Annotated in this window: 21 protein-coding genes; 8 read left to right on the top strand and 13 right to left on the bottom strand. The window is 71.3% G+C overall.

The genetic code is table 11. The features are described from left to right. Positions 1-74: 74 nt before the first annotated feature. Positions 75-1,643, top strand: a complete 1,569-nt coding sequence (gene rny, locus AAFX79_05420) for a ribonuclease Y (protein ID MEO1007983.1) — start codon at positions 75-77, stop codon at positions 1,641-1,643. Between the two features lie 189 nt (positions 1,644-1,832). Then, positions 1,833-3,614, top strand: a complete 1,782-nt coding sequence (locus AAFX79_05415; protein MEO1007982.1) for an amidohydrolase family protein — start codon at positions 1,833-1,835, stop codon at positions 3,612-3,614. A gap of 48 nt (positions 3,615-3,662) precedes the next feature. On the opposite strand, the gene AAFX79_05410 is transcribed toward AAFX79_05415, so the two are convergent. Then, complete coding sequence (locus AAFX79_05410) at positions 3,663-4,634, bottom strand: deoxyhypusine synthase family protein (protein ID MEO1007981.1); 972 nt, start codon at positions 4,632-4,634, stop codon at positions 3,663-3,665. 362 nt (positions 4,635-4,996) lie between these two features. Between AAFX79_05410 and AAFX79_05405 the strand changes: the two genes are divergently transcribed. Beyond that, a complete protein-coding gene (locus AAFX79_05405) occupies positions 4,997-6,502 on the top strand; it encodes a S8 family serine peptidase (protein MEO1007980.1) in 1,506 nt (501 codons plus the stop codon). A 69-nt stretch (positions 6,503-6,571) separates the two neighbouring features. Next, positions 6,572-7,408 carry a GC-type dockerin domain-anchored protein gene (locus AAFX79_05400; protein MEO1007979.1) on the top strand — a complete coding sequence of 279 codons (837 nt, stop codon included), beginning with the start codon at positions 6,572-6,574 and terminating at the stop codon, positions 7,406-7,408. Positions 7,409-7,422: 14 nt separating this feature from the next. Here AAFX79_05400 and AAFX79_05395 read toward each other — a convergent pair whose 3' ends face one another. From AAFX79_05395 to AAFX79_05375, 5 genes are read right to left on the bottom strand one after another with little or no spacing between them, the layout of a single operon-like run. Further along, positions 7,423-8,004 carry a hypothetical protein gene (locus AAFX79_05395; GenBank protein ID MEO1007978.1) on the bottom strand — a complete coding sequence of 194 codons (582 nt, stop codon included), beginning with the start codon at positions 8,002-8,004 and terminating at the stop codon, positions 7,423-7,425. Between the two features lie 58 nt (positions 8,005-8,062). Beyond that, positions 8,063-9,319 (bottom strand): M20/M25/M40 family metallo-hydrolase, encoded by a 1,257-nt coding sequence (locus AAFX79_05390; GenBank protein MEO1007977.1) that lies wholly within the window; start codon positions 9,317-9,319, stop codon positions 8,063-8,065. Next, positions 9,316-10,263, bottom strand: a complete 948-nt coding sequence (gene dapF, locus AAFX79_05385; protein MEO1007976.1) for a diaminopimelate epimerase — start codon at positions 10,261-10,263, stop codon at positions 9,316-9,318. The genes AAFX79_05390 and dapF overlap by 4 nt, the downstream gene beginning before the upstream one ends. Positions 10,264-10,279: 16 nt before the next feature. Further along, a complete protein-coding gene (locus tag AAFX79_05380; GenBank protein ID MEO1007975.1) occupies positions 10,280-11,716 on the bottom strand; it encodes a M48 family metalloprotease in 1,437 nt (478 codons plus the stop codon). 5 nt (positions 11,717-11,721) lie between these two features. After that, positions 11,722-13,254: a hypothetical protein gene (locus AAFX79_05375; GenBank protein MEO1007974.1), complete on the bottom strand. Its 1,533-nt coding sequence runs from the start codon at positions 13,252-13,254 to the stop codon at positions 11,722-11,724. A 113-nt stretch (positions 13,255-13,367) separates the two neighbouring features. Here AAFX79_05375 and AAFX79_05370 point away from each other — a divergent pair, with 113 nt between their 5' ends. Further along, positions 13,368-13,616: a NifU family protein gene (locus AAFX79_05370; protein MEO1007973.1), complete on the top strand. Its 249-nt coding sequence runs from the start codon at positions 13,368-13,370 to the stop codon at positions 13,614-13,616. Positions 13,617-13,883: 267 nt separating this feature from the next. Then, positions 13,884-14,156 (top strand): carbon storage regulator, encoded by a 273-nt coding sequence (locus AAFX79_05365; protein ID MEO1007972.1) that lies wholly within the window; start codon positions 13,884-13,886, stop codon positions 14,154-14,156. Between the two features lie 36 nt (positions 14,157-14,192). Here AAFX79_05365 and ndk read toward each other — a convergent pair whose 3' ends face one another. The 5 genes from ndk to AAFX79_05340 all read right to left on the bottom strand — a co-directional run bounded on the left by ndk (position 14,193) and on the right by AAFX79_05340 (position 19,287). Continuing rightward, complete coding sequence (gene ndk / locus AAFX79_05360; protein ID MEO1007971.1) at positions 14,193-14,663, bottom strand: nucleoside-diphosphate kinase; 471 nt, start codon at positions 14,661-14,663, stop codon at positions 14,193-14,195. Positions 14,664-14,716: 53 nt separating this feature from the next. After that, entirely contained in the window at positions 14,717-15,532 is an 816-nt protein-coding gene (locus AAFX79_05355) for a zinc ribbon domain-containing protein (GenBank protein ID MEO1007970.1), read from the bottom strand. Positions 15,533-15,559: 27 nt separating this feature from the next. Further along, on the bottom strand, positions 15,560-16,966 hold the full coding sequence (locus AAFX79_05350; protein ID MEO1007969.1) for a TlpA disulfide reductase family protein: 1,407 nt from the start codon (positions 16,964-16,966) through the stop codon (positions 15,560-15,562). 93 nt (positions 16,967-17,059) lie between these two features. Beyond that, the gene (locus tag AAFX79_05345) at positions 17,060-18,376 is read right to left on the bottom strand and encodes an ABC transporter permease (protein MEO1007968.1); all 1,317 of its coding nucleotides are present in this window, start codon (positions 18,374-18,376) and stop codon (positions 17,060-17,062) included. Continuing rightward, entirely contained in the window at positions 18,373-19,287 is a 915-nt protein-coding gene (locus AAFX79_05340; protein ID MEO1007967.1) for an ABC transporter ATP-binding protein, read from the bottom strand. Before AAFX79_05340 ends, AAFX79_05345 begins: the two co-directional genes overlap by 4 nt. Positions 19,288-19,324: 37 nt before the next feature. On the opposite strand from AAFX79_05340, the gene kdsA reads away from it, so the two are divergent. Next, the gene (gene kdsA, locus AAFX79_05335) at positions 19,325-20,203 is read left to right on the top strand and encodes a 3-deoxy-8-phosphooctulonate synthase (GenBank protein ID MEO1007966.1); all 879 of its coding nucleotides are present in this window, start codon (positions 19,325-19,327) and stop codon (positions 20,201-20,203) included. Positions 20,204-20,249: 46 nt separating this feature from the next. Here kdsA and AAFX79_05330 read toward each other — a convergent pair whose 3' ends face one another. Next, positions 20,250-20,552 (bottom strand): bL27 family ribosomal protein, encoded by a 303-nt coding sequence (locus AAFX79_05330; GenBank protein ID MEO1007965.1) that lies wholly within the window; start codon positions 20,550-20,552, stop codon positions 20,250-20,252. Between the two features lie 74 nt (positions 20,553-20,626). Next, positions 20,627-21,262 (bottom strand): hypothetical protein, encoded by a 636-nt coding sequence (locus AAFX79_05325; protein MEO1007964.1) that lies wholly within the window; start codon positions 21,260-21,262, stop codon positions 20,627-20,629. Positions 21,263-21,481: 219 nt separating this feature from the next. Between AAFX79_05325 and AAFX79_05320 the strand changes: the two genes are divergently transcribed. Further along, complete coding sequence (locus tag AAFX79_05320; protein MEO1007963.1) at positions 21,482-22,534, top strand: GNAT family N-acetyltransferase; 1,053 nt, start codon at positions 21,482-21,484, stop codon at positions 22,532-22,534. The last annotated feature ends 433 nt before the right edge of the window (positions 22,535-22,967 follow it).

The following is a 22,967-nucleotide window of genomic DNA, read 5'->3' as shown; positions in this document are numbered from 1 at the left end:
CCGGTCCGCGCCGGGGGGTATCACGAGGTCGCGTCGCCGCGCGCTGGACGTGCATCGGGGCGCGGAGCCGAGTGATGTTCGAGGGCGCCATCGCCGACGTGCTGCTCGCGGCCGGAGGGCTTGCGGCGGGCCTGCTGCTGGGCATCGCCGGGTACCGCCTGCTGTCGACGCGGACCCTGGCGCAGGCCCGGGCCGAGGCGGCCACCATCGCCGAACGGGCCCAGACGGAGGCCGACGCGATCCGCAGCCGCGGCGAGGCCGACGCCGAGAAGCTCGCCCGCGAGCGGCGGCAGGTCGCCGACGAGGAACTCGAGGCCGAACGCAAGAAGCTGCGCCGGGAGGACAAGGACCTCTCCAAGCGCGAGTCCGCGGTCGACCGGGCCGAGGCCAAGCTCGCCGATCGCGAGCAGCAGGCCGACAAGCACGCCAAGGGGCTCGACCGCCGCGCCGCCGCGCTCGATGAGCGCGACGCCGAGCTGTCCAAGCTGATCCAGGCCCAGACCAAGGCCCTGGGCGAGGCCGCGGGCCTGACCCGCGAGCAGGCTCGCGAGGCCTTCATCGAGCGCGTCGCCGAATCGACCCGCGACGAGGCCGCCCGCGTGGCCCGTAAGATCACCGACGACGCCGAGAGTGGGGCCCGCGAGCGGGCCACCGAGATCATCCTGCAGGCCGCCCAGCGGTACGCGGGCGACATCGCCGGCGAGCACCTCGTCCGCTCGGTGGCCATACCGAGCGACGCGATGAAGGGCCGCATCATCGGCCGCGAAGGCCGCAACATCCGGGCCATCGAGAAGGTCACCGGCGTGGACATCATCGTGGACGACACGCCGGGTGTGATCACCGTCTCGTGCTTCGACAAGGTCCGCCAGGCGGTCGCCGTCGAGGCGCTCGAGCGGTTGGTCGCCGATGGCCGCATGCACCCGACCCGCATCGAGGAGACCGTCGAGAAGGTGCAGGCCGAGTTCGACGAGCGGGTCCGCAAGCACGGCAAGGACGCCCAGCTCGAGGTCAAGATCGGCAACGTGCACGCCAAGGTGCTCGAGGCGATGGGCAAGCTGCACTACCGCACCAGCTACGGCCAGAACGTGCTCCGCCACTCCATCGAGGTCGCGCAGTTCTCCAAGATCATCGCCGAACAGCTCGGCCTCAACGGCAAGCTCGCCCGCCGCTGCGGCTTCCTGCACGACATCGGCAAGGCCATGGACCACGAGATGGAGGGCGGCCACCCCAAGATCGGCATGGACTTCGCCAAGCGCTACGGCGAGAAGGAGCCGGTGCTCAACGCCATCGGCGGGCACCACGGCGACATCCCGGCGACCAGCTTCTACACGCCCATCGTGATGGCCGCCGACGCCCTCAGCGGCGCCCGCCCCGGCGCCCGCCGCGAGTCGATGGAGCGCTACATCCAGCGGCTGACCGATCTGCAGGACATCGCGCTCAGCCACACGGGCGTCGAGGAGGCCTTCGCGGTGCAGGCCGGCCGCGAGGTCCGCGTCATGGTCAACGCCAAGACCGTCAGCGACGACGAGGCCCATTTCATCGCCACCAAGATCGCCGGCAAGGTGAGCGAGGAGATGACCTTCCCCGGCGAGATCCGCGTGACGGTGCTCCGCGAGACCCGCGCCGTCGAGATCGCGCGGTAGCGGCGTTCCGGCCCCCCTCTTGGCGGGGGTGTTCACTCGGAGCCGCCCACGCATCGAGTCCGATCGTGCCCGCCGTCATCGCGGCGCGCACGAAACCCTCCCGGCGGGAGCCGCCGCGGGGCGGGCGCGGCTATGACTCGCTTGCCAGAGGGGATGCACGATCCGGCGAGCCACAGAAAGGACCAGGCCATGGCGCACCTCGCAGCCCGACGGTACATCGAGTTCCTGCGGCCTGCCCAGCTCATGCTGCCGGTCGTCGCCCTACTCGCCGCCGGGCTCGCGCTCCCGGGCTGCGCATCGGGAGGCGATGCCCGGCTGCGGGAGACGCCGCTGCTGGTGCCGCCGGACGCGCACGCGGAGCTGCGCTCCACGCCCGTGATCGACGTGCACGCGCACACCTACAACGCGAGCATGGTGCCGCTCATGGGCATCGCGCTGGGCAAGCGGGATGCGCTCTGGTTCCTGCAGCTCGTCGACGATCGCAACGCGCGATGCTTCGCGACGTACTGCTCGTCGCTCGTCTATTGGTTCGAGCAGACCCGCGACGCCGAGCGGGCGGACAGGTGGGCCCTGGCGCAGACGTCGGAGCAAGAAGGCTGGAGCGTGCAGACGCTCGAGGCGAACCCGGTGCTGCGGGCCGTGCGGTGCATCTTCCTCGAGAAGTTCGGTACGCCGAGCAGTTCGGCCGAGCTTTGCAAGCGGCACGAGAAGGCGGCGGCCGCGCTGCGCGACATCCTGCAGCCGCTGATGACGATCGAGGTCGAGCGCGGCTTCTCCGAATTCGTCGAGGTGCTGCTGACGCCGCGTTCGACGGTGCCGCAGGCCTATCTCGATGCGCTCGCCGGCCACCCCACGCTGCACGAGCGGCACCGCCTCGGCCTGCTGGTGAGCCATACCGGGGATCTGGCGCCCGTCCACAACCAGCGTCCGTCCCGGCTGCTGCTGGACTACCCGACCGAGCAGATCGAGGTCGCCCGGGCCCAGCAGGAGGCGATGGGTGGATCCATGGTGTACTTCGTGGGCTACAACCCGTTCCGCGATCACTGGCCGCACGAAGAACCGGGCGACGCCCTGGAGATCGTGCGCGAGGCAATCTCCGACCACGGCGCCATGGGCGTGAAGTTCTATCCGCCATCGGGATACCGGCCCATCGGCAACGACGCGCCCAGTCCGCCGATCGCCCTGTTCACGCCGTTCCCCCGCCGACAGTGGGACGCCCGCTACACGCAGCCGGCATCGGATGCCGATGGCGGCACCATCCTCCAGCCGGTGACCAACGAGCAACTCGACGCACGGGTCGCCGCATTGCTGGAGTACTGCGAGGACAACGACATCCCGGTATTCGCCCACTGCAACACGGGCGAGTTCGAGGCCCGCAAGGGCTACGGCGTCCACCACTCCGATCCGGATTTCTGGAAGGCCTATCTCGAGCAGCGCACGAAGGTGCTCGGGCGGAGGTCCGAGCTGCGCCTCTGCCTCGGGCATGCCGGCGGATCATCCTTCTGGTTCGGCGATAGCGACGGCAAGGCCGCCGAGCAGCGGCGGTGGGGCCGGCTCGTCTACGAGCTGTGCACCACCTACCCCAACGTCTACTGCGAGATCGGCGTGCACGGCCAGATCGGGCACGAGGACGACCGCGAGCACTTCATCGAGAAGCTCGCCGAGCTGTACGAGGACTCGCATGGGCGGCCGGGATCCTCGCCAGATGGCGAGAAGCGACCGTTTCCCTTCCATACGAAGATCATGTACGGCACCGACTGGTTCATGCCATCCGGCCTGACGCTCGTCAATTACTTCGACGCCTACGAGGAGGCGTTGCTCGACGATCGCGTCCGCAACACGTACTACCGCAACTTCTTCCTAAACAACGCGCTGCGATTCCTCAACGCCACGGAACGCCGGCACGACGAGCGGCTGCCCGCCGCGGTACGCACGCGGCTCGACGAGCTGGTGCAAGCCTCGGATCTCTAGCGGGCACGCGTGCGGCGTCCAAGGCCCCGCGACGTCGCGGCGAGCACGCTACATGCCGAGCACCCACGCGAAGATCAGCGGCGCCACGATGGTCGCGTCGCTCTCGATCATGAACTTGGGCGTGCCCGACGCCAGCTTGCCCCAGGTGATCTTCTCATTGGGCACTGCGCCGCTGTAGCCGCCGTAGCTCGTCGTCGCATCGCTCACCTGGCAGAAGTAGCTCCAGCGGGGCACCCGCTTGTCGGCGTGGGCCTCGTCGCGGTACAGGTCCAGGTTGATCGTCGGCACTACGCAGATCGGGAAGTCGCCCGCGATGCCCCCGCCGATCTGGAAGAAGCCCGGCCCGCGATCCCGCCCACGCGTTGCGCCGGCGTACCACTCGATCAGCGACTGCATGTAGCTCGGTCCGCCCAGGACGACGTCCAGCGAGAAGCCCTCCTGCGCGGCGCTCGCTACGAACATGTTGCCCAGCGTGCTGTCCTCCCATCCGGGTACGAACAGCGGCAGGTTGGCTTCGGCCGCCGCCAGCAGCCAGCTATCCGCCGGATCGATCTGGTAGCGGTCCGCGAGCTCGCCCGAGCGGAGCACCTCGTACAGGTAGCGGTGGGGCAGGCGCCGTTCGCCCGCGGCGCCGGCCGTCTTCCACCGCTCGATGACGTGCCCCTCGATGACCCGCATCGCCTCGTCCTCGGGGATGCAGATGTCGGTCACCCGGGGCATGCCCGCTTCGTCCAGGGCCGCCTCCTCCGCCTCCGAGAGGGCCCGCCAATCGGCGATGCGGCGGTAGTGGTCGTGCGCGACGAGGTTGAACACGTCCTCCTCGAGGTTCGCTCCGGTGCAGCTGATCGCGTGCACCTTGCCGCGCCGGATCATCTCCGCCAGCGATCGGCCCAGCTCGGCCGTGCTCATCGCCCCCGCCAGCGTCAGGAACATCGGCGAGCCCGCCTCCAGGCACGCCTCGTAGGCCTCGGCGGCCTCCACCACGGTCCGGGCGTTGAAGTGCCGGAAGTGCCTCTGCATGAAGGCCCGGATCGGAGCGTCGGCGTGCGTGCCCGTCTGGCTGCTGATCTGGGCGTCGGTCCGGGCGGCGTGCGTCATCGGGAGCTCCCTAGGCAATAGTGGCGGGGCCTGCATCGTTAGCCCTAGGCGGAGGTTCGTAACGGATCGGGGTGCTCGCGCCATAATCCGCCCGGCCTGCAAGCACAGCGCCGCGAGATAGACCCGTCTGGGGAGGTGGGTCTGCTCGCGGCGTTTCTTGATCAGCCAGCGGCGAGCCCCGCCGCCGTCGGCATCGCCCGGATCGGTCACGCCCGCTGGGCTCATCCCGTATCCTCCGTGGGAGACCCAGCGCGGCACGCCGCCGCGACCAACCGGAGGACGCCATGCCCACGCCGACGATCCGTCTCGCTGCCCCCGTGCTCGCGATCTGTGCCGCTGCCCCGAGCCCCGCGTTCTCGCAGGAGGACCTCGGCGGTGCCTTCGCACCCTTCACCGGCCGGGTCGACGCCGCCGACGTCGTCGGCGGCTATCGGGGCGACGCCGTGCTGATCCGCCTCGCCGCGGGCGCGCCCGTCGAGGTCGGCCCGGCCATGGCCGCCGCCGGCGTCACGGATCTAGCGCCGGCCTTCGCCAGCCAGCCCGCCGACGCCGCGCTCGCCGAGACGCTCGGTCTGACCCGGCTCTACGCGGCCCAAGTAGCCGATGCCCGCCTCGCGGTGCGCGACCTCGCGGCGGTCGACGGCGTGCTCTCGGCCGAGCTCATCGGCATCGGCGGCATCCTCGCCGAGATCCCCGACGACACCGACTTCGGCCTGCAGTACGGCCTGCTGAACACCGGGCAGACCGTCCTGGGCGTGCCCGGCACTCCGGGCGCGGACGTGAACGCGACCGAGGCCTGGGTGCTCACCACGGGCAGCTCCGATACGGTCATCGCCATCGTCGATACCGGCGTCAGCCTGAGCCATCCGGACCTGCAGGCCAACGTGCTGCCGGGCTACAGCGCCGTCGGCGGCACGTGGGACGACGACACGTTCATCAGCCACGGCACGCACTGCGCCGGCATCGCGAGCGCCGACACCAACAACGGCGTCGGCATCGCGGGCGTTGGCTACAACTGCTCCATCCTGCCCGTCAAGACGCTGGGCTTCCTGGGCACGGGCACCGAGGCCGACATCGCCGCCGGCGTTATCTGGGCGGCCGACAACGGTGCCGACGTCATCTCCATGAGCCTGGGCTCGCCGGACTTCGGCAGCGTGCTCGAGGCCACGGTCGACTACGCCGCGAGCCAGGGCGTGGTCATCCTCGCCGCCACGGGCAACACGCCCGGGGCCGACATCTTCGCCCCGGCCCGCTACGACGCGGTCATCGCCGTGGGCGCGACCAACAACCAAGATGTCATCGCCGACTTCACGACGACCGGTCCCGAGATGGACGTCGTCGCACCGGGCCAGGACGTCTGGTCCACGTGGGATACGCCCATTCCGCTCTTCGGCCCCGAGAACGGGTACGCCTACCAGAGCGGCACCTCGATGGCCTGCCCGCACGTTGCGGGCGTCGTTGGCCTCATGCTGAGCGTGAATCCCGATCTCAGCCGCGACCAGGTCCGCACGATCTTGCGGGACACCGCCGTCGATCTCGGCCCGGCGGGATTCGACGAGACCTACGGGTATGGCCGCGTGGACGCGCTCGAGGCCGTGATCGCCGCGGGCGGCGCCCTCGGCTGCCCCGCGGACTTCGACGGCGACGGCGAGCTGACGATCTTCGACTTCCTGGCGTTCCAGAACGCCTTCGACCTCGGAGATCCCGCTGCGGACTTCGACGGCGACGGCGAGCTGACGATCTTCGACTTCCTGGCGTTCCAGAACGCCTTCGCCGACGGCTGTCCCTAGCCCGCTGCAACCCGTGGGCTCCCCGTGGGTATGCAATCTTCCGATCATGCCACAAGGGGAGTCCCAGGAATGAACAAGCTAGCAGCAGGACTCGCCACAGCCGTCGTGCTCTCGCTGGCGTGCTCGGCCCTCGGTCTGCAAAGCGCCCGCGTCGTCGAGGTCCGCGTGGAATCCGAGGCCGGCGTCCGCGTGGACCTGATCAGGGGCCCGCTCGAGGACTTCGACTCGGATCTCGACACCAGCCTGCCGTTCCCCGATGCGGAAGCGGAGGCGGAGGTGCATCCGGACGGGCAGGATCCCCGTGCGATCAGCATCGCCACCAACGACGGCACGCTGGTATCAAGCAACAACTTCTCGTTCGACGTTGATCTGCTGATCGATCTCGAAGGCGCCGGATCCCTCGGACCACCGCCGCTGAGGAGCGCCAGCGGATCCTGGGCGACGCACCTGGTGTTCGAAGTGGACCGGCGCATCGACCTCCATCTCTCCGCCCGCATATCGCCCTTCGACGACATCGGTTTCGACGGATTCGAGCCGGCGCTCCTTACCGGACCCGATGGCGTGATCGTGAGCGGGCCGCCCGAGCCGGGGCTGAGCTCCTGGACCTGGATCATCCGGCTCGCGCCCGGCCGCTACACGTTTGAGACCTTTGGCTCGTACGAAACCGACGTGAGCACGGGCGATGGTCTGTTCGACCGCGCACAGCACTCCAACGGCCTCTCGTTCTTCCGGCCCAGTTGCCCGGCGGACATCGACGCCGACGGCGAGCTGACGCTCTTCGATTTCCTGGCCTTCCAGACGGCATTCGACGCCGGCGAGATCAGCGCCGACTTCGACGAGGACGGCGAGCTGACGCTCTTCGACTTCCTGGCGTTCCAGACCGCCTTCGACGCCGGCTGCCCGTAGCCCGCGGGCGACGACTACCCGCCGCCGAGCGGATCGTTGATGGCCCGCTCGGTCTCGCCGCGGAGTTGCTCGATCTGCTGGAGGAGCACGCCGAGGTCCGAGCTGGACGGCTGGCCGGCGCCGCCTCCGACGCTCCCGCCGCCGAGCAGATCGCCCAGGTAGCTGCCGGCGATCGCCATGGTCGCGATCGTGACGATGAGCCCGACGACCATCGCGATCGACATGCCCAGTCCGATGCCCAGGGTCAGGATCCACACCCAGCGCCACAGCCCCAGCCGCTTGTGCGTGCCGGCGGTGGATCCTTCGATGGACTCGAGCCGCCGGTCGAGGTCGACCAGTTGCCGGTCCAGCGATTCGAGGCGGACGAGGATTCGCTCGTCCGCGGGCGCGGCTGGCGGCGACGCGGGCGGAGCCGGAAAGGCCGATGCATGCTGCTGGGCCGGACGGGGTGCCGGTGGTCCGTCCTCCCGCAGATCCTCGACGGCGATCCGCGCTTCGGCTAGGCCGCCGAGCGCTTCGGCCTTGCTCGGCGCCTCGACGATCCGTTCGATCGGCTCGCCGCTATCCATGTCGATGCCCCGCACGCGGAAGCGCATTGGCGTCTCCTGCCGGGCCAGTCCGACTCGTGCGACCCGGTGCACCCGGGCCGTCGTATTAGCCCGATGCACTCAGGCGGTGGATGAGCACCGCCAGCAGCTGGCACCGCTCGACGAGGCTGGCCAGCTCGATCCACTCGTCGGGCGTGTGCAGTCCGCCGCCGCGCACGCCCAGCGTGTCGATCGTCGGCAGCCCGGCGTCCTGCAGGATGTTGCCGTCGCACACGCCGCCCGTGCTCGCGAACGGCAGCCGCTGGCCGAGCGCCTCGGCCACGGCCCGCGCGCGCAGCGCGAGCGATTCGGTCTCCGGCAGCAGCGGCTTGGCGGGCCGGTTGAACGACCGCCGCACGACGACCGCGGCGTGTTCACCATCGAAGGCCTCGTGCGGCGTCGCGAGCGCGTCCAGGGCGGCGCCGATCGTGCCACCGACTTCGGGCGTCGGGTAGCGGACGTTGCCCCACGCCGCCGCGTGGTCGGGCACCGCGTTGGTCGCCGCTCCGCCCTCGATCGGCCCGACGTTGATGATCCAGGTGTCCGGGTCGGCGGGGTCGACCATGTCGCCGATCGCCGCGATGGCGTGCCCGAGCGCGGTCACCGCGCTGACGCCGTCGCGGAACGCCCGGCCCACGTGGGCCGCGCGGCCGAAGGCCTCGACCATGAACTGCCCGCTGCCCATCCGCTCGACGGCGAGCTCGCCGCCCGGCAGCGCGGGCTCGAGCGCCAGCCCGAAGTCGTGCCGTGCGGCCTCGTCGCGGAGCACCCGCTCGCTGTGGTAGGTGCCGGTCTCCTCGTCGGCGTTGAGCGTGAAGGTCCAGCTCGCGCCAAGGCCGGCCTCCTCGAGCGACTCAAGGGCGCAGGCCGCGATCACCAGCCCGCCCTTCATGTCCACGCAGCCCGGCCCGACGGCCGTGCCGCCGTCGTCGCGCACGTCCAGCCGCTGGAAGGGCCCGTCGGCGGGGTGCACGGTGTCGAGGTGGCCGGCCACGAGGACGTTCTTCAGCCCCGGCTTCTCGCGCCGCATGACGGCGGTGGGGGGGATCGCGTCGCCCGCGGGCCCCGGCAGCCACTCGGGCCGTGGCTCCCCGGGCACGACATCGATGCTCGCGCCGAGCGTGTGCATCCGCTCGGCGAAGACGCCCCGGCTCTCGTCGATGCCCGCGAGTCCGCCGGGGCCCGTCGGCGTCTCGATGTGCCGCCGCAGGTCCTCGAGCAGGAAGGCCGACTTGCCCGCGATGATGCCGCACAGCCGCCGCTCGGCGTCGCTCAGCTCGACCGCGGGTGCCGATCCGGATTCGGGCCTCGTTGCGTGGCTCACGATGCAGGATAGCGGTCCGCGGATTGGACCATCGCCGTCCGCATCGCCCGCCCGCGAACCTCCAGATCCGCGAGGTCCTCCGCGAGCGTGCCGGTGAAGCTCCGGACGGCGGGCCCCTCCATCCGCACCACGCCGTCGCCGCCGTCGTCGATGGGCGTCCACGAGAGCCGCAGGTCGCCGCCGGGAAGGGTGATCGTCGCCACGCGATCCAGCGCGCCGGCGAGGACGGCCGCAGCCATCGCCGCGCACGCCCCGGTGCCGCAGGCACGGGTTACCCCGCTGCCCCGTTCCCAGGTGTGCAGCGTGGCGCGATCGCGACGATCGATCCGCAGCAGCTGCACGTTCACGCCCTCGGCGAAGGCAGCGTGCGTCTCCATCTGCGGTCCGATCGTCCGCACGACGCGGCTCAGATCCTCTCCTATCCATGCGTGGCGATCCGCGAACACCACCGCGTGCGGGTTGCCCACTGAGACCAGCTCGAAGGCAATGTCGCGATCCCCGCTGCGAACGACGCACGGATCCTCGCAGGCCAAGTGCGTCGCCACCACGCCGCACACCTCGGGGCCCACTCGGGGCTCGCCCATCTCGACGAGCACCGCGCCGCCTTGCCCCACCCGGCAGCGGCGGACGCCGGCGGCGGTCTCGATGTCGAGGGCTTCGCTGCCGAACTCCGGCCGGCCGCGCAGCAAGGCCGCCACGCAGCGGATGCCGTTGCCGCACATCTCGGCCTCGCCGCCGTCGGCGTTGAAGATCCGCATCCGGGCGTGCCCGCCGGCCGCGGGGGGACACACGAGGATCAGCCCATCGGAGCCGACGCCCTCGTGCCGATCGCTGATCGCCCCGGCGAGCGCGGACCAGTCGCGGGTGGCTTCCAGTTCGGGCCGCGGCAACGCATCCACGATCACGTAGTCGTTGCCCAGGCCGTGCATCTTGGTGAATTGCATGCGGCGCCCCCGATCGCTACGCGATGTGTACGACGCCCAGCGCGCCGCCGATGGCCCCGAGCCCGATTGCGACAAGGGTGGCGACCCGGATCCATCGCATGGTCCGATCGATCGGCAGCCGATCGGGCCGGGCTCCAACGAGCCTGGCGAGGTTCCGCTGCCGCTGCCGGACGGATCCGTGCCGGAAGCCCCAGCGGGCGGGCGGCACGCCGCTGAGCGCGCACACCCGACCCAGCGCCGCCGACATCAGCGCCGGGCCGGTCCCGACGATGGGATCCTGTGCATTGACCGGTACACCTTCGTCGGCTTCGGCGTGCAACCGATCGAGCGCCACGGCGGCCGTCGCGTCCGCCTGCCTCTCGACGCGGCGGCTCACGAACCCAAAGACGAGGATCGTGCCGGCGATCGACGCGATGCCGAGCAGCGCATCCGCCAGGCCCAGCGGTACGCCGGCCTGAGACAGCCCGAGCGCGATCAGCCCGGCCGCCGTGCCGAGCACGACCGCGGCGGCGGCGATGGAGAGCACGATCCAGAGCACGTGCTGGTGCCGCACGTGCGCCAGCTCGTGGGCGATCACCGCGTCCAGTTCGCCGCGGGGCATCGACCGCACCAGCGCGTCGGTCAGCAGCATGTACCGCACGCCCGGCAGCAGGCCGAGCACCGCGGCGTTGGTCGCGGGCGTGCGCCAGATCCGCACGGCCCGCACCCGGGCGTGCATCCGTCGCTGCAGCGCATCGATGCGGCTCCTGAGTTCACCGGGCCCGAGCGGCCGCGTGCCGAGCACGCGGACGATGAGCGCCGGCGCGCACGCGACGATGGCCACCGTGCCGGCGATGTCCGCCGCGATCAGCGACCACTCGGGCGCCGATTCGGGAAGCCAGCCGGCCAGGCGGCCCACGATCTCGTGCCAGCAGACGATCAGGAACACGGGCATCAGCGGCATCGCGAGCATCGACCGCAGCGCCGTCGCTGTCCACTCGGCCCGCGTCGGCGGCCGATCGTCAAGGCCGCCCTCGTCGAGCTGGCGGACGAGCATCGCCTCGCGGATGCGGGCGTGCAGCGGATGCTCGGCCCAGGCCACCACGAGCAGTGCGGCCAGGGGCGGGGCGGCGGCCAACGCCTCGTCGAGGCCCACGAAGTCGCCGATGGCCGCTGCGACCTGGCCCGCCGCGTCGCCCGCGATCGACCAGATCGCGTAGGGCAGCACGACCAGCCACCGCGCCAGCGCCGCGAAGCGCAGGCCCTCGCGGAGGGCTCCGACCGATCCTGCGCGATCGGCCTGCCGCCGGAACAGGGGCATCGCGGCGGCGACGAGCAGCGCCGTGCCGAGCGGCAACGCGGCCGCCGCCAGGGACGCGATGACCGCCCACGACACCGGCAGCGGCGCAAGCAGGCCTATCTCGCGCCCGAGCAGCAGCGCGACGAGCGCGACCAGGACGTGGATGCTCGGCACGCCGGCTAGTTCGAGGGCGGGCCGACGACCTCACCCAGGTCGACGGCGAAGGGCTCCCCGGCGTACGCGTCGGCGTTCAGCTCGCCCTCCCGCACCGAGGTCAGCACGAGCGCCAGCCGGCCCGAGGATCGCGCCTGCTCGAAGTCCTCGAGGCTCGGCCCGGCGAAGCGGGAGTTGCGCTCCCGCGTGGCATGGAAGTGGTACCACGCGATCGCCTGGTCGCCCTGGTCGACCATGTCGGACGACGCCACGAAGATGTCGTCCCCCCGGCGATGCTGGGGCCGCGGCGGATACAGCCGCACCAGGAATCGGCCGTCGTCTCCGGCGAAGACCAGCCCGCCGTACTCGGTCGTCTCATCGTCTCGGTCGAGGGCGACCTGCCGGAAGAGGTCCGCGAGCACGTCGGGGTCGTGCAGCGCTACGTCGAGGGCCAGCAGCGAGACGGCGTCGCCCCAGCTCAGGGCCGGCCTTGCGTCGACGAATTCCTGCGGGATGTCGCGGAGCTCGCGCTCGTCGGCACGCCGCGGCGTGAACTCGCGCTCGGCCAGCCGCTGCGCCAATCGCGAGAGCATCTCCTGGCGGCTCTGCCTGAGCCAGGGCTCGCGGTAGACCGACGCCCAGCGGAGCACCTCGAGGTGCCGCAGCCGCAGCCCCGCGGCCTGGTCGCTATCCAGCCGCCGCACGATGGTCGCCACCTCGTTCCACCAGGCGGCGTTGCTGGAGCGGCCGCTATCGGCCAGCGAGAGCAACCAGCGGAGCTCGTCGCCCGTTCGCGGCACGACCCGCAGCTCGGTGAGGCCTCGGCGCATGGCCCCGAGCACGCGGGTGCCCTCGGCGTCGGCGGGCAGCTGCTCGCCGGCGAGGATGTCCCGCCGCGCGTCGCCCGAGGGATCCAGCCGCGCAAGCAGATCCCACGCCTCCGCCCGGACGCGGTCGTTGACGTCCTCGCCGGCGATCGGCGGCTGGTTGGGGTCGAGGAACACGCGGATGACGATCCGCTCGAGCGACTCCTCGGGGTTGAGCGCCTCCAAGATGTCTCGCTCGATGCGCTCCTCGTCGGGGATGACCTCGTCCACCTGCGCGTAGCTGCGGACGAAGGCCGGCGTCAGGTCCCGCCACCCCCGCGCCACCGCCAGCACGCCCATCCGCCGCACCATCTCGTAGTTGCCCACGCGGGGCACGCGGAGGCGGATGAAGGTCCGCGATTCGGCCAGCCCCTCGGGAGATGCGTCGCCCATCAGCTTGTCGAGCGCCGCGAGCCGCAGGTCCGCGGGCGCCTGCTCGGCCCAGACCAGCCCCCGCAGCGCCTCGCGGATGTCGCCGCGGAAGATCGACGGGTCCTCCCAGGCTTGATCGATCGCCTCGATCCGCTGGGGCACCCGCAACTCCGGGTTCTGCAGGTCGGTCAGCGCATCGCCGGTCGGGCGTTCCCCCGCCGATGCGCAGCCGAGGGCCGATAGCCCGCAGAGTGCCAGGCAAAGGCCAAGAACCAGGGTCAGGGCGGGTATCGTCGCCGCATTCCGTGCGTATGGCAGCATGGGTTCATAGTATCAGCGGAGCGAAAGCTGGCGTTCATCGCCGAGGACCGCACACCGTGGCCAAGAACCAGAGCCTTCCACAAGCCGAATCCAACGCGGTCGAGACGCCCACGCTGCGGCTCACCGGGACCGTCCGCGAGCGCGTCGAGCGGGTGATCGAGCAGATCCGGCCGGCCATCCAGGCCGACGGCGGCGACGTCGAGCTCGTGGAGGTCACCGCCGAGGGCCTGGTCCGCATCCGCCTGCACGGGGCCTGCGTCGGGTGCCCGTCCAGCACCCTGACCCTGCAGAGCGGCATCGAGCGGAACCTCCAGCAGCACGTGCCCGAGGTGACCGCCGTGGAAGCGCTGGACGAGGACTAGCGCGAGAGGACCCGTCGGCGCACCGCCCTCGGAAGCGCCGCACGCGACCCCACGACAGGTGTCGACTGACCCTGCACATCCTGTGGATAACGTGTTCGCCCCGCTCCTCGAATCATCGCATAACCCCAGGATCGTGCGCCATTTGTGGGTTATCGGGGCGTCCCCCCAGGGGCCGGGGTTTTTTGACGCGCGTTCGGTGGGCCTGTCGGTTACACTCAGCCCAGGTGGAGCGGCCATGGTGGGGCCGCCCGGGGGCATGCCATGCTGGTGATCACACGGAGAGAGGGCGAAGAGGTCGTGGTGGGCGACCCGCGCAACCCGATCGGCGTCGTGCGGATCGCGTCCATCAAGGGCGATCGCATCCGTCTCGCGTTCGACTTCCCGCGGACGATCGACGTCCACCGCCGCGAGGTGGCCGACCAGATCGCGCAGGAGGACGCTCCGCCCGGCCGATCCGCCGGCGAGGCGCCGGTGGTCGAGACCCGCGTGGTCGAAACCCGAGCGGTGGAAACACCGCGTCGCGTCGCCTCGACCGCCTGAACCATCGAACGTCGCCCCGCCCGCGGGCTGCGCGGCCTACTCCGGCGAGCCGCTGGAGAGGTCGTACACCCACTGGTTGATCGCCCGCTCGTAGTCGAGCACCTCGCCCTCTCCGAAGAACAGCTTGAGTTCGCGCTCGGCGGCCTCGGGGCTGTCCGAGCCGTGGATCAGGTTGAAGCTGTTGGAGACACCGAAGTCGCCGCGGATGGTCCCGGGCTCGGCCTTGCTGCCGAAGGTCGCGCCCATGAGCTTGCGGCAGATGGCGATGGCTCCCAGCCCACGGACGGCCAGAACCAGCACGGGCGCCCCGGTCATGAAGCGGACGAGGCCGTCGTAGAACGGCTTGCCCTTGTGCTCGCCGTAGTGGGTGGCGGCCAGCTCCTGGCTGATCTGCATCAGCTTGCAGCCGACGATCTGCAGGCCCTTGTCCTCAAGGCGTGCGATGACTCGGCCGACGAGCCCCCGCTGCACGGCGTCGGGCTTGAGGATGATCAGCGTGGTCTCCATGGCGGGGCTCCTTGGGTGGCGTCTCGGAAGGGGGCCAAGGGTAGCGGGGTTGCTCAGATGGAGGTGGCGACCCGGGTGGCCTCGTCCGCCGGTGCCCACACGATGGCCCCGATGGCGGACGCGCCACCCGCCAGGAATCCCAGGAGCATCGCGCCGAGCATGCAGGCCGCTCCGGCGACGTACACCCGATGCCGGATGCCCCGGCCAAGGCGGAGCCGTGCCGCGTCGGCAGCCATCCTCCGCTGCCATGCCGCGAACGCAACCGCGCAGCCAATCAGCCAGAACGATGCACCCACGGCAAGCGCGGCGAACGCGTAGTTGGCCGCATTCGGGCCCGGCCACAGGACCGCTGTGGCGATCGCGACCGCCGCCATCATCGGCGCCACCAGCCACGGCGTGTGGAGCAGCCAGAAGTGCCGTACCCACAAGGCCCGGGCAGCGCGGTTCTCGGCCGCGTGGATCGTGGTCGCGAACGCGATCAACAGCATGCTGCCGCCGAGAGCCGTCGCTGTGCAGACACCCGCGACGAGCCCCATGACGGGATCCTGCGTGACCACCACGGCGCCCAGGGCGTAGACGGCCAGAACGCCGAGCCAGCCCGCACAGTGGCGTCCCGAGTTCCACGATGCGGCGTCCACGACGGCCTGACGAACCGCAAGTATTTGGGCCAGCGTGTTGCACGGATGGTGCTGGCCGCACTCGGGGCAGACGCGTCTCTCACCGAACGGTACCGGGAATTTGCATCGCGTGCACGGCAGCGAGTCGTGCTCCCGGCCGCACTCCGGGCAGCGTGGCGTGCCCTGCAGGGGCACCGGGTGGCCGCATCCCCAGCAGGGCGTGAGGTTCGTCGTAGACGCGATGCTGGTCACGGTGGATAGGACGGTGACCGGTTGCCGCTAGTTCGCCCCCCGCGCCGCCTCGATCGCCTCGGTCAGCACCTCTTCGAGGTCGCCCGACGCGCCCACCTTCCGCAGCTTGATCTTGCCGTCCGGGCCGATGATGAACAGCGTGGGCAGGGCGCTCACGCCGTACTCGGCCGCGACCTGGTCGCCCTCGAGCAGCTGGGGGTATGTAAAGCCGTTCTCCTCGACGAAGGCCTTGGGGTCGCCGTTCTCGAAGGCGTTGACGCCGAAGATGACCGCACCCTCGCCGTCGTACTTCTCGTGGACGGCCTGCAGCTGGGGCATGATCTGGCGGCACGGACCGCACCAGGTCGCCCAGAAGTCGAGCACCACGACCTGGCCCCGGTAGTCCGACAGCGTGCGCTCGGTGCCGTCGGCGTCGACGAGCGTGAACTCGGGCGCGGGCAGGTTGGAGGGCGGCTCGGGCCGCGCCATGGCGCGGCGCTGCTCGGCCTGGGGCGGCTCGAATTGCCGCAGCTCCATGCCGCCGGGCGCGAGCATCCGGAACGGGTTGTCGTCGGCCACGGTGATGACGTAGCGCGTCGCATCGGGATTCAGCGGGTAGTCGTCGAGGATGGCCGCCGCGTTGCGCACGGCGGGGGCGATGTCGCCGGGGCTCCGCAGGATCTCGATGTCCCGAAGCGTGATGCGGGTGATGCCGTCGCCCACCGACGTGCCCTCGGCGGTGCGGACGTCGTAGTAGACCAGCTCGAGCCGCCGGGGTAGGCGATCGCCGAGGCTGATGTACCACCATGCGCCGAACTCGGCGATGCCCCCGAAATCGCCGAGATCGACGTAGATCGCCTCGCACTCCTCGCCGTTGATGACGGTGGCGCCGTCGAGCGTGGGGCGGATCCTGGGGTCGCGGTCGACGAGGGGCGAGGCGACGAGCTCCTCCCAGCGGATCAGCCACTCGAGTGCGAGCTGCACGCCGCTGTCGAGCAGGAGTGCGTGGGCGAACTCGCCCGGCGCCTCGACCAGGTCCGCGGATTCCATGTGCATCGCGCGGGCGAGCTCGCCGTCGCTGACGTAGGCGAAGGGCATGCCGCGGCCCTTGCCGCCGACGGCCGCCGTGCCGAACGCCGCCACCCGCCACTGCATCGCGCCGTCGCCGCCGAGCAACCCGGCCCGCTGGTACTCGGCCGGCAGGTCGGTCCGTCGGGCGAGCACGACGCGGGCGCTCGCGAACGGCTCGCGGGTCGCCTGCGCGCCCACGCCCTCGCGTTCGATCGTCGCGGCGATGGCGGGCAGCGCACGCAACGCCTGGTCGGACTGGCGGACGAGCGCGAGGCCCTCGTCGCCCGCGGGCTGGCCCAGCGCGATCGTGGCGAAGGCGAACATCATCACCAGGCGGCGGAGTCGGCGGAGGCGTCGGGGCATGGCGTCGGGCTCCGTGGGCATGTCCACAGCGTACCGCGCGGGGGTCGCCCCGCACAACCGGGAAAACCGGGCGGCGGCGGCTCCGGCGGGTCGGCGGCCGCCGAGGAAGCGGCGCTAGTGGGCCTCGCGGCGGGCGAAGATCGCGGCGCCCGCGGCGAAGCACAGCGCCCCGATGCCCAGCAGCATGCCTATCGGCAGGGCCATGGCGGCCGGTGAGAAGTCCCGCCACAGGCCACCCTCGATGGCCAGGATGCCCCACTTCACCGGGCTGACGTGGCCGATCTCGCGGAGCCAGCCGGGCATGAAGGTCAACGGGATGGCGCCGCCCCCGATCATGGCCATGGTGAGCAGCACGCCCCAGCTCAGCGCGCTGCCGCTGGCCTCGCTCGTGCCCAGCGCCGCCAGGAGCATCATCACGCCCACGAAGCACAGTGCGACCGACACCACGGCGATGGCGAGCGTCGCCGGCGCGTGCGGCCGCACGCCGAAGACCACCGCCGCTACCACGAGCAGCGCCACGCTGACGGCGATGGTCGCCATCAGGCACGCGACCGCCTTGCCCAGCACGATGTGCCACCGGCCGATGGGCGCGACGCGGAGGCGGGTCATCGTGCCCCGCGTCCGCTCGCTGACGAGCGACAGCCCGAAGCCCGCGGTGCAGCCCATCACGCCCCAGAGCACGGCCTGCGGGAAGCTGATCGCGAAGGCGCTGATCTCGCCGTCGCCCTTGCCCCCGATGATCTCGTTCTGCGCGATCTCGACCGGCTGGAACGCGATGCCGCCGTCCGCGTCGGTCTCGCCGCCGCCCTGCGAGCGCACCGCCGCGTCGGCCGCGTTCATGAGCGCGCGGAACGCCAGCTTCTGGCCCGCGTCCATGCCCTCGGCCGCCTCGATCTGCCGACGGCCCGACTCGATCATGCCGCTCGCACGCTCGGGGTCGGCCAGGTTCTCGCCGAGCAATCGGAAGGCGGCCTCGGTCACCACGCCGCCCAGGATGCCCCGCGCCGGTCGACCGGTCGGCCCCGAGCCGACCTCGACGCGCATGGGCTCGCCCGCGAAGGGCATCCGGGCCCGCTCGCCGAAGCCCGGCGCGATTAGCACGTAGGCGTCGGCGGCGCCATCGTTGACGAGTTCGTGGGCGTGCTCGGCCGTCTCGGCGTCGTGGAACTCGATCCGCTCGCGCTGCCGCAGAAGGCCGATCAGCGCCGCCGAGTCCTCCGTCTGGTCCAGGTCGACCAGCACGACGGCGATGCGTGGCGGACCCTCGGCGTCGCTGGTGCCGCTAAACACCGCACCGAAGAGCACGCCGAAGAGCAGCGGGAACACGAGCGCGAAGAACAGTGCGATGCGGTCGCGCGACAGCAGCCGCAGGTCCTTGGCGACCAGCGCGGCGAGCACGCCCAGGCGGCCTGCGTGGGTGCGGTCGCTCAATCTCGGTGCCCCCGCCCGGTCAGGGCCAGGAAGACCGACTCGAGATCGGGTGGCTCGATGCGGAGGGCCTCCACGCGGCCCGGCGTCGCGCCGGCCGATGGGTCGCCCAGTTCCTCGCCCCCGGCGGGCTGAAGGGTGAGCACGCGGGCGACCTCGTCCAGAGGGGTCGTGGTCTCCACGCGGCGCTCGCGGGCCTCGCCGGCGTGCTGCACGACGACCACGCTCGGTCCGCCGTGCTCGGCTACCAGTTCGTCGACGGTGCCGAGGGCGAGGATGCGGCCGTTGTCGATGATCGCCACGCGATCGCACAACCGGCTGGCTTCTTCCATGTAGTGCGTGCTGAAGAGCACGGTGACGCCCTCGTCGCGGAGCTCGGCGATGATCTCGAAGATGGCGTTGCGGGACTGCGGATCGACGCCGGCGGTGGGTTCGTCCAGCAGGACCAGCTTCGGCGACGCGACGAGCGCGGCCGCGAGGTTCAGCCGCCGCTTCATGCCGCCGGAAAAGCCGCCGACGCCCGTGTCGGCGCGGCCGTCGAGCCCGACCCGCTCCAGTAGCGTGTTGGCCCGGTGCCGTGCGTCGCTGCGCCGCAGCCCGTGCAGGCGGCCGAAGAACTCCAGGTTCTCGCGGGCGGTCATCGCGTCGTAGAGGGCGATCTCCTGGGGAGCGATGCCGACCGTCCGGCGGATCGCCGCGTCCGCCGGCGTGCCCGCCTCGCCCAGTGTGACGCGGCCGCGATCGGGGTGCAGCAGGCCGACGGCGATGCCGATGGTCGTGGTCTTGCCGGCTCCATTTGGGCCCAGCAGGCCCAGAATCTCGCCCCGCCGCACGTGCAGATCCAGGCCATCGAGCGCCGCCACGCGGGCCCGGGCCGGACCGAAGCTCTTGTGCACACCGTCGAGCAGGAGCATGGGAGACTGTACGGGATGCACGCCAGTATCATGGGGTATGCGGCAACGAACGTGCACGGTCGGCGGGCCCATGGGGGAAGTCAGCATCGGTCAGGGCCATCCGCTGGCCATCATCGGCGGCCCCTGCACCCTCGAATCGCTCGCACTGGGTCTCGAGGTGGGGCAGACGCTGGCGGCGGCCTGCGCCGAGAGCGGCCTGCCGTTCATCTTCAAGGCCAGCTTCGACAAGGCCAACCGCAGCAGCATCGCCTCGTCGCGCGGCCCGGGCATGAGCGATGGGCTGGAGTGGCTCGCCCGCATCCGCGACGGCCTGCGTTGCCCGGTGACCACCGACATCCACCTGCCGGGCCAGGCCCCGCCCGTGGCGGAAGTCGCGGGCCTGATCCAGATCCCCGCGTTCTTGTGCCGCCAGACCGATTTGCTCGTCGCGGCGGGCGAGGCCGCGGCGGCACGCGACGGCGCCGTCAACGTCAAGAAGGGCCAGTTCCTCAGCCCGCGGGAGATGCTCGGCCCGCTCCGCAAGCTGCACGAGGCCGGCTGCGGCAACGCGATGCTCACCGAGCGGGGCACCTTCTTCGGCTACCACAGGCTGGTGACCGACTTTATCGGATTGGGCGACCTCATGGAGCTCGATTGCTCGGGCTTCAGCGAGGACGGTCCGCCGCCCGTGTGCTTCGACGCCACCCACAGCACCCAGCTGCCCGGCTCGGGCGAGCAGACTGGCGGCCGCCCGGAGCGGGCGCCCATGCTGGCTAGGGCCGCGGTCGCCGCCGGCGTGCACGCGCTGTTCCTGGAGGCGCACCCCAACCCCGCCAAGGCCGCCAGCGACGCGGCCACGCAGTTGCCTCTCGACGTCGCCGTCGCGGTGGTGCGGGAGATTGCGCGATTGCGGGAGTTGCTGACGAGCTGGGGCTAGGCAGCGCTGTCCGAAAGAACTTGCTTCGCCACTTCGTCCGGTCGCCCTAGTTGTTCTTGTAGTGCTCGGCGTGGTATGCCGCGAGCCAGCGGGGGCGCGGGGCGTCGTGGTCGAAGGGGTCGACGTGCACCCGGCGGCCCTGGAAGACCACGCGGCCGGCCTGCACGGCGAAGAGGGTGTCGTCATTGCCCCGGCGGACGCCGAAGCCCGGCTTGTGCTTCGTGCCGCACTGCCGCACGATGATGTTGCCCGGCTGGGCGACCTCGCCGCCGTAGAGCTTCACGCCACGGTACTGCGGGTTGCTGTCGCGGCCGTTCTTCGACGAACCCTGGCCCTTCTTGTGTGCCATCGCGGCAACCCTCCGGCGGTCGATCTGCGGCTATTCGTACACCGTTTCAAACGGGCAGAGATGGTAGCGGAGCCCTACCGCATGATCCAGCGGGTCTCGGTGCGGTCGATGGGGGCGCTGCCCCGGCCGTCGAGGTTGCCCGGCAGGCGGTGGGTGGCCATCAGCGTCTTGCGGAGGACGACGTCCCGCGGCGTGCCGGTGTGCCGATCGACCAGGTTGATCCGGGCCGTCTCGCCGCTGAAGCCGGCCATGTAGACCCGAAGCTCGTCGGCGTCGATGTCCCGCACGGGCCAGACGACCAGCCCCTCGCGGGCCTGCGCCGGGCCCCGCCGCAGCCGGCCGATCATGTTGACCTGGTCGGTGAGCAGCGGGTTGTTCAGCCGCTCGAGCAGTTCCCGCGTGACCGCGGCGGGCACGCCCTGGCCGGCGACGTCGGTGTGTCCCGAGTCCGTGCTCAGCTCGAAGCTGGGCGCGAACAGGACGGGCTCGCCCGTGTTGTTCGTGACCAGGTAGGTCATGTACAGGTACAGCTGCGGCCCCTGTCCGGGCGTGTCGACGCTGGCCAGCCGCAGCGGGCCCACGTCGAGGTCGAGCTGCCAGCGGATCGGGACGGGGCTGGGCTGCGGCGGGCGGGCGGCGGCCACGAGCACCACCGCGAGCGCCAGGGCCAGCGTGGAGGCAATACGTCCAGGAACGGTCAAGCGGGGCATCTCGATCTCCGAGGACTCATGTGCCAGGGGTGCCCAGGGGGTGCCCGGGGAGTGCCGAGGGACTGGCCGGAGAGGGGTCCCCGGCGGTGACGCAGAAACCGGTTGGGGCACGCCGGCGGGCGTCCCGAGCCGCAAGACTATATTCGACCGACCGGTGGAGCCACCGCGGGCCGCGATGCCGCCCGTTCGCACGCCGGGCCGTCGGCGAGGGCGGGTCCCGTGGCAAGCATCGACATCACGCGCATCGGCACCACCACGGATACGCCCGCGGACGCCGGTGGTTTCGCGCCACGACCGCTGCCGGCCGCTCTCCGCTTCTCCGCTGCCGAGCGGCTGGTCGAGGACTCGGGCCCGTCGGCTCGATCCCAGGCGCGGCAGATCGCCGCCTCGCTGGCCGCACCGGCGGCCGCACCCGATCTCGCCTGGGCGACCGTGGGGCCCGCCGGCCGGACCGTCCGCGAGGTCGCCGTGGCCTTCCTGACGCCCGGCCGCAGCGCCGTGCTGGTCGCCAGCCGCCCGGTGTCGGCGGACGACGAGCGGATCGACGAGCGTGCGGCCTGCATTCGGGCGACCTGCGAGCACCTGGCGGGGCTGCCGGGCCAGCCCGTGGGCATCGTGCAGTCGCTCCCGGCGACCGAGGAAATCTGGGCGGTGCAGTCCCTGGAAGCCGCCGGCTGGCAGGTCGTGGGCGAGCTTGCCTACCTCCGCCGGCCCATCGTGCTGCCCGACTTCCTGGAGGAATCTGGCGCCGCGGGTGCCGAGCTGCCCCGGGGCGTCGAATTGGAGCCCGTCCGCGCGACCGACGCCACGGACGACGAGCTGCGTCGGGTCCTGGAGGGCCTGGAGCGCAGCTACGAGGACACGATGGACTGCCCGGGGCTGTGCGGGCTGCGGAGCACCGCCGACATCCTGGCGTCGCACGCCGCGATCGGCGATCCGGCGCTGGCGATCTGGCGGGTCGTTGCCGCCGGGGGCCGGCCCGAGGGGGCGATGCTGCTCGCCGGCCTCGCCGACCAGCGGTGCTACGAGCTCGTGTACGTGGGCGTGTCGCCCGCGCTGCGGCAGCGGGGCCTGGGGTCGGCGCTGCTGCGGCGGGCGCTGGGCACGCTGGCCAATAGGCTCGGCCCGGCGGCGGCCCGGCGGTGGTCGCTCCGCTGCGCGGTGGACGTCGCGAATCTGCCGGCGACGCGGCTGTACCAGCGGCTCGGCTTCCGCGCCTTCGACTACCGCGTTGCCTGCGTGATGCCGCTCGAGGCGCGCGGTGCGGATTGATGCAACGCGGGCCTACCGGCTGATTGCGGCGATACCGGGCGTCGTTTCGCGCCGCAGTGCACGATCTATCCCCAATCGCACATGCGCGTGTGTGTATTTGTGATTAAAGTTTTCTTTGTCTTCGTAAACGCCTGCGCACGCACGGGCAACCGATTCGAGATGCGTGGGAGATGCGGATTACCGGTAGCGTTGCCGGGGTGACTTCGATACATTCTGGCAACGCCGACGGACCGGCGACAGGCAGCGGACGACGCGGAGCGGCTCGCACCCATCTCCCCGATCATTGGGGGCATGCGAGCCGGCTCGTGGGGGTGGTCTAGCCGAATGCGAGGATCGCACGAGGCCCGTGCGCTCGCTGCCGCAGGATGAATGGACTCGGGGATGTTGTCGCAGCCGCGTGGCGAGCGCGGGGGGCTGTTGCTTTGGCTCGATG

This window comes from Planctomycetota bacterium (genome assembly GCA_039819165.1).
Taxonomy (GTDB): domain Bacteria; phylum Planctomycetota; class Phycisphaerae; order Phycisphaerales; family UBA1924; genus JAHCJI01.
The sequence above is the reverse complement of the archived record's forward strand: the minus strand, read 5'-3'. Positions and strand labels throughout refer to the sequence as shown.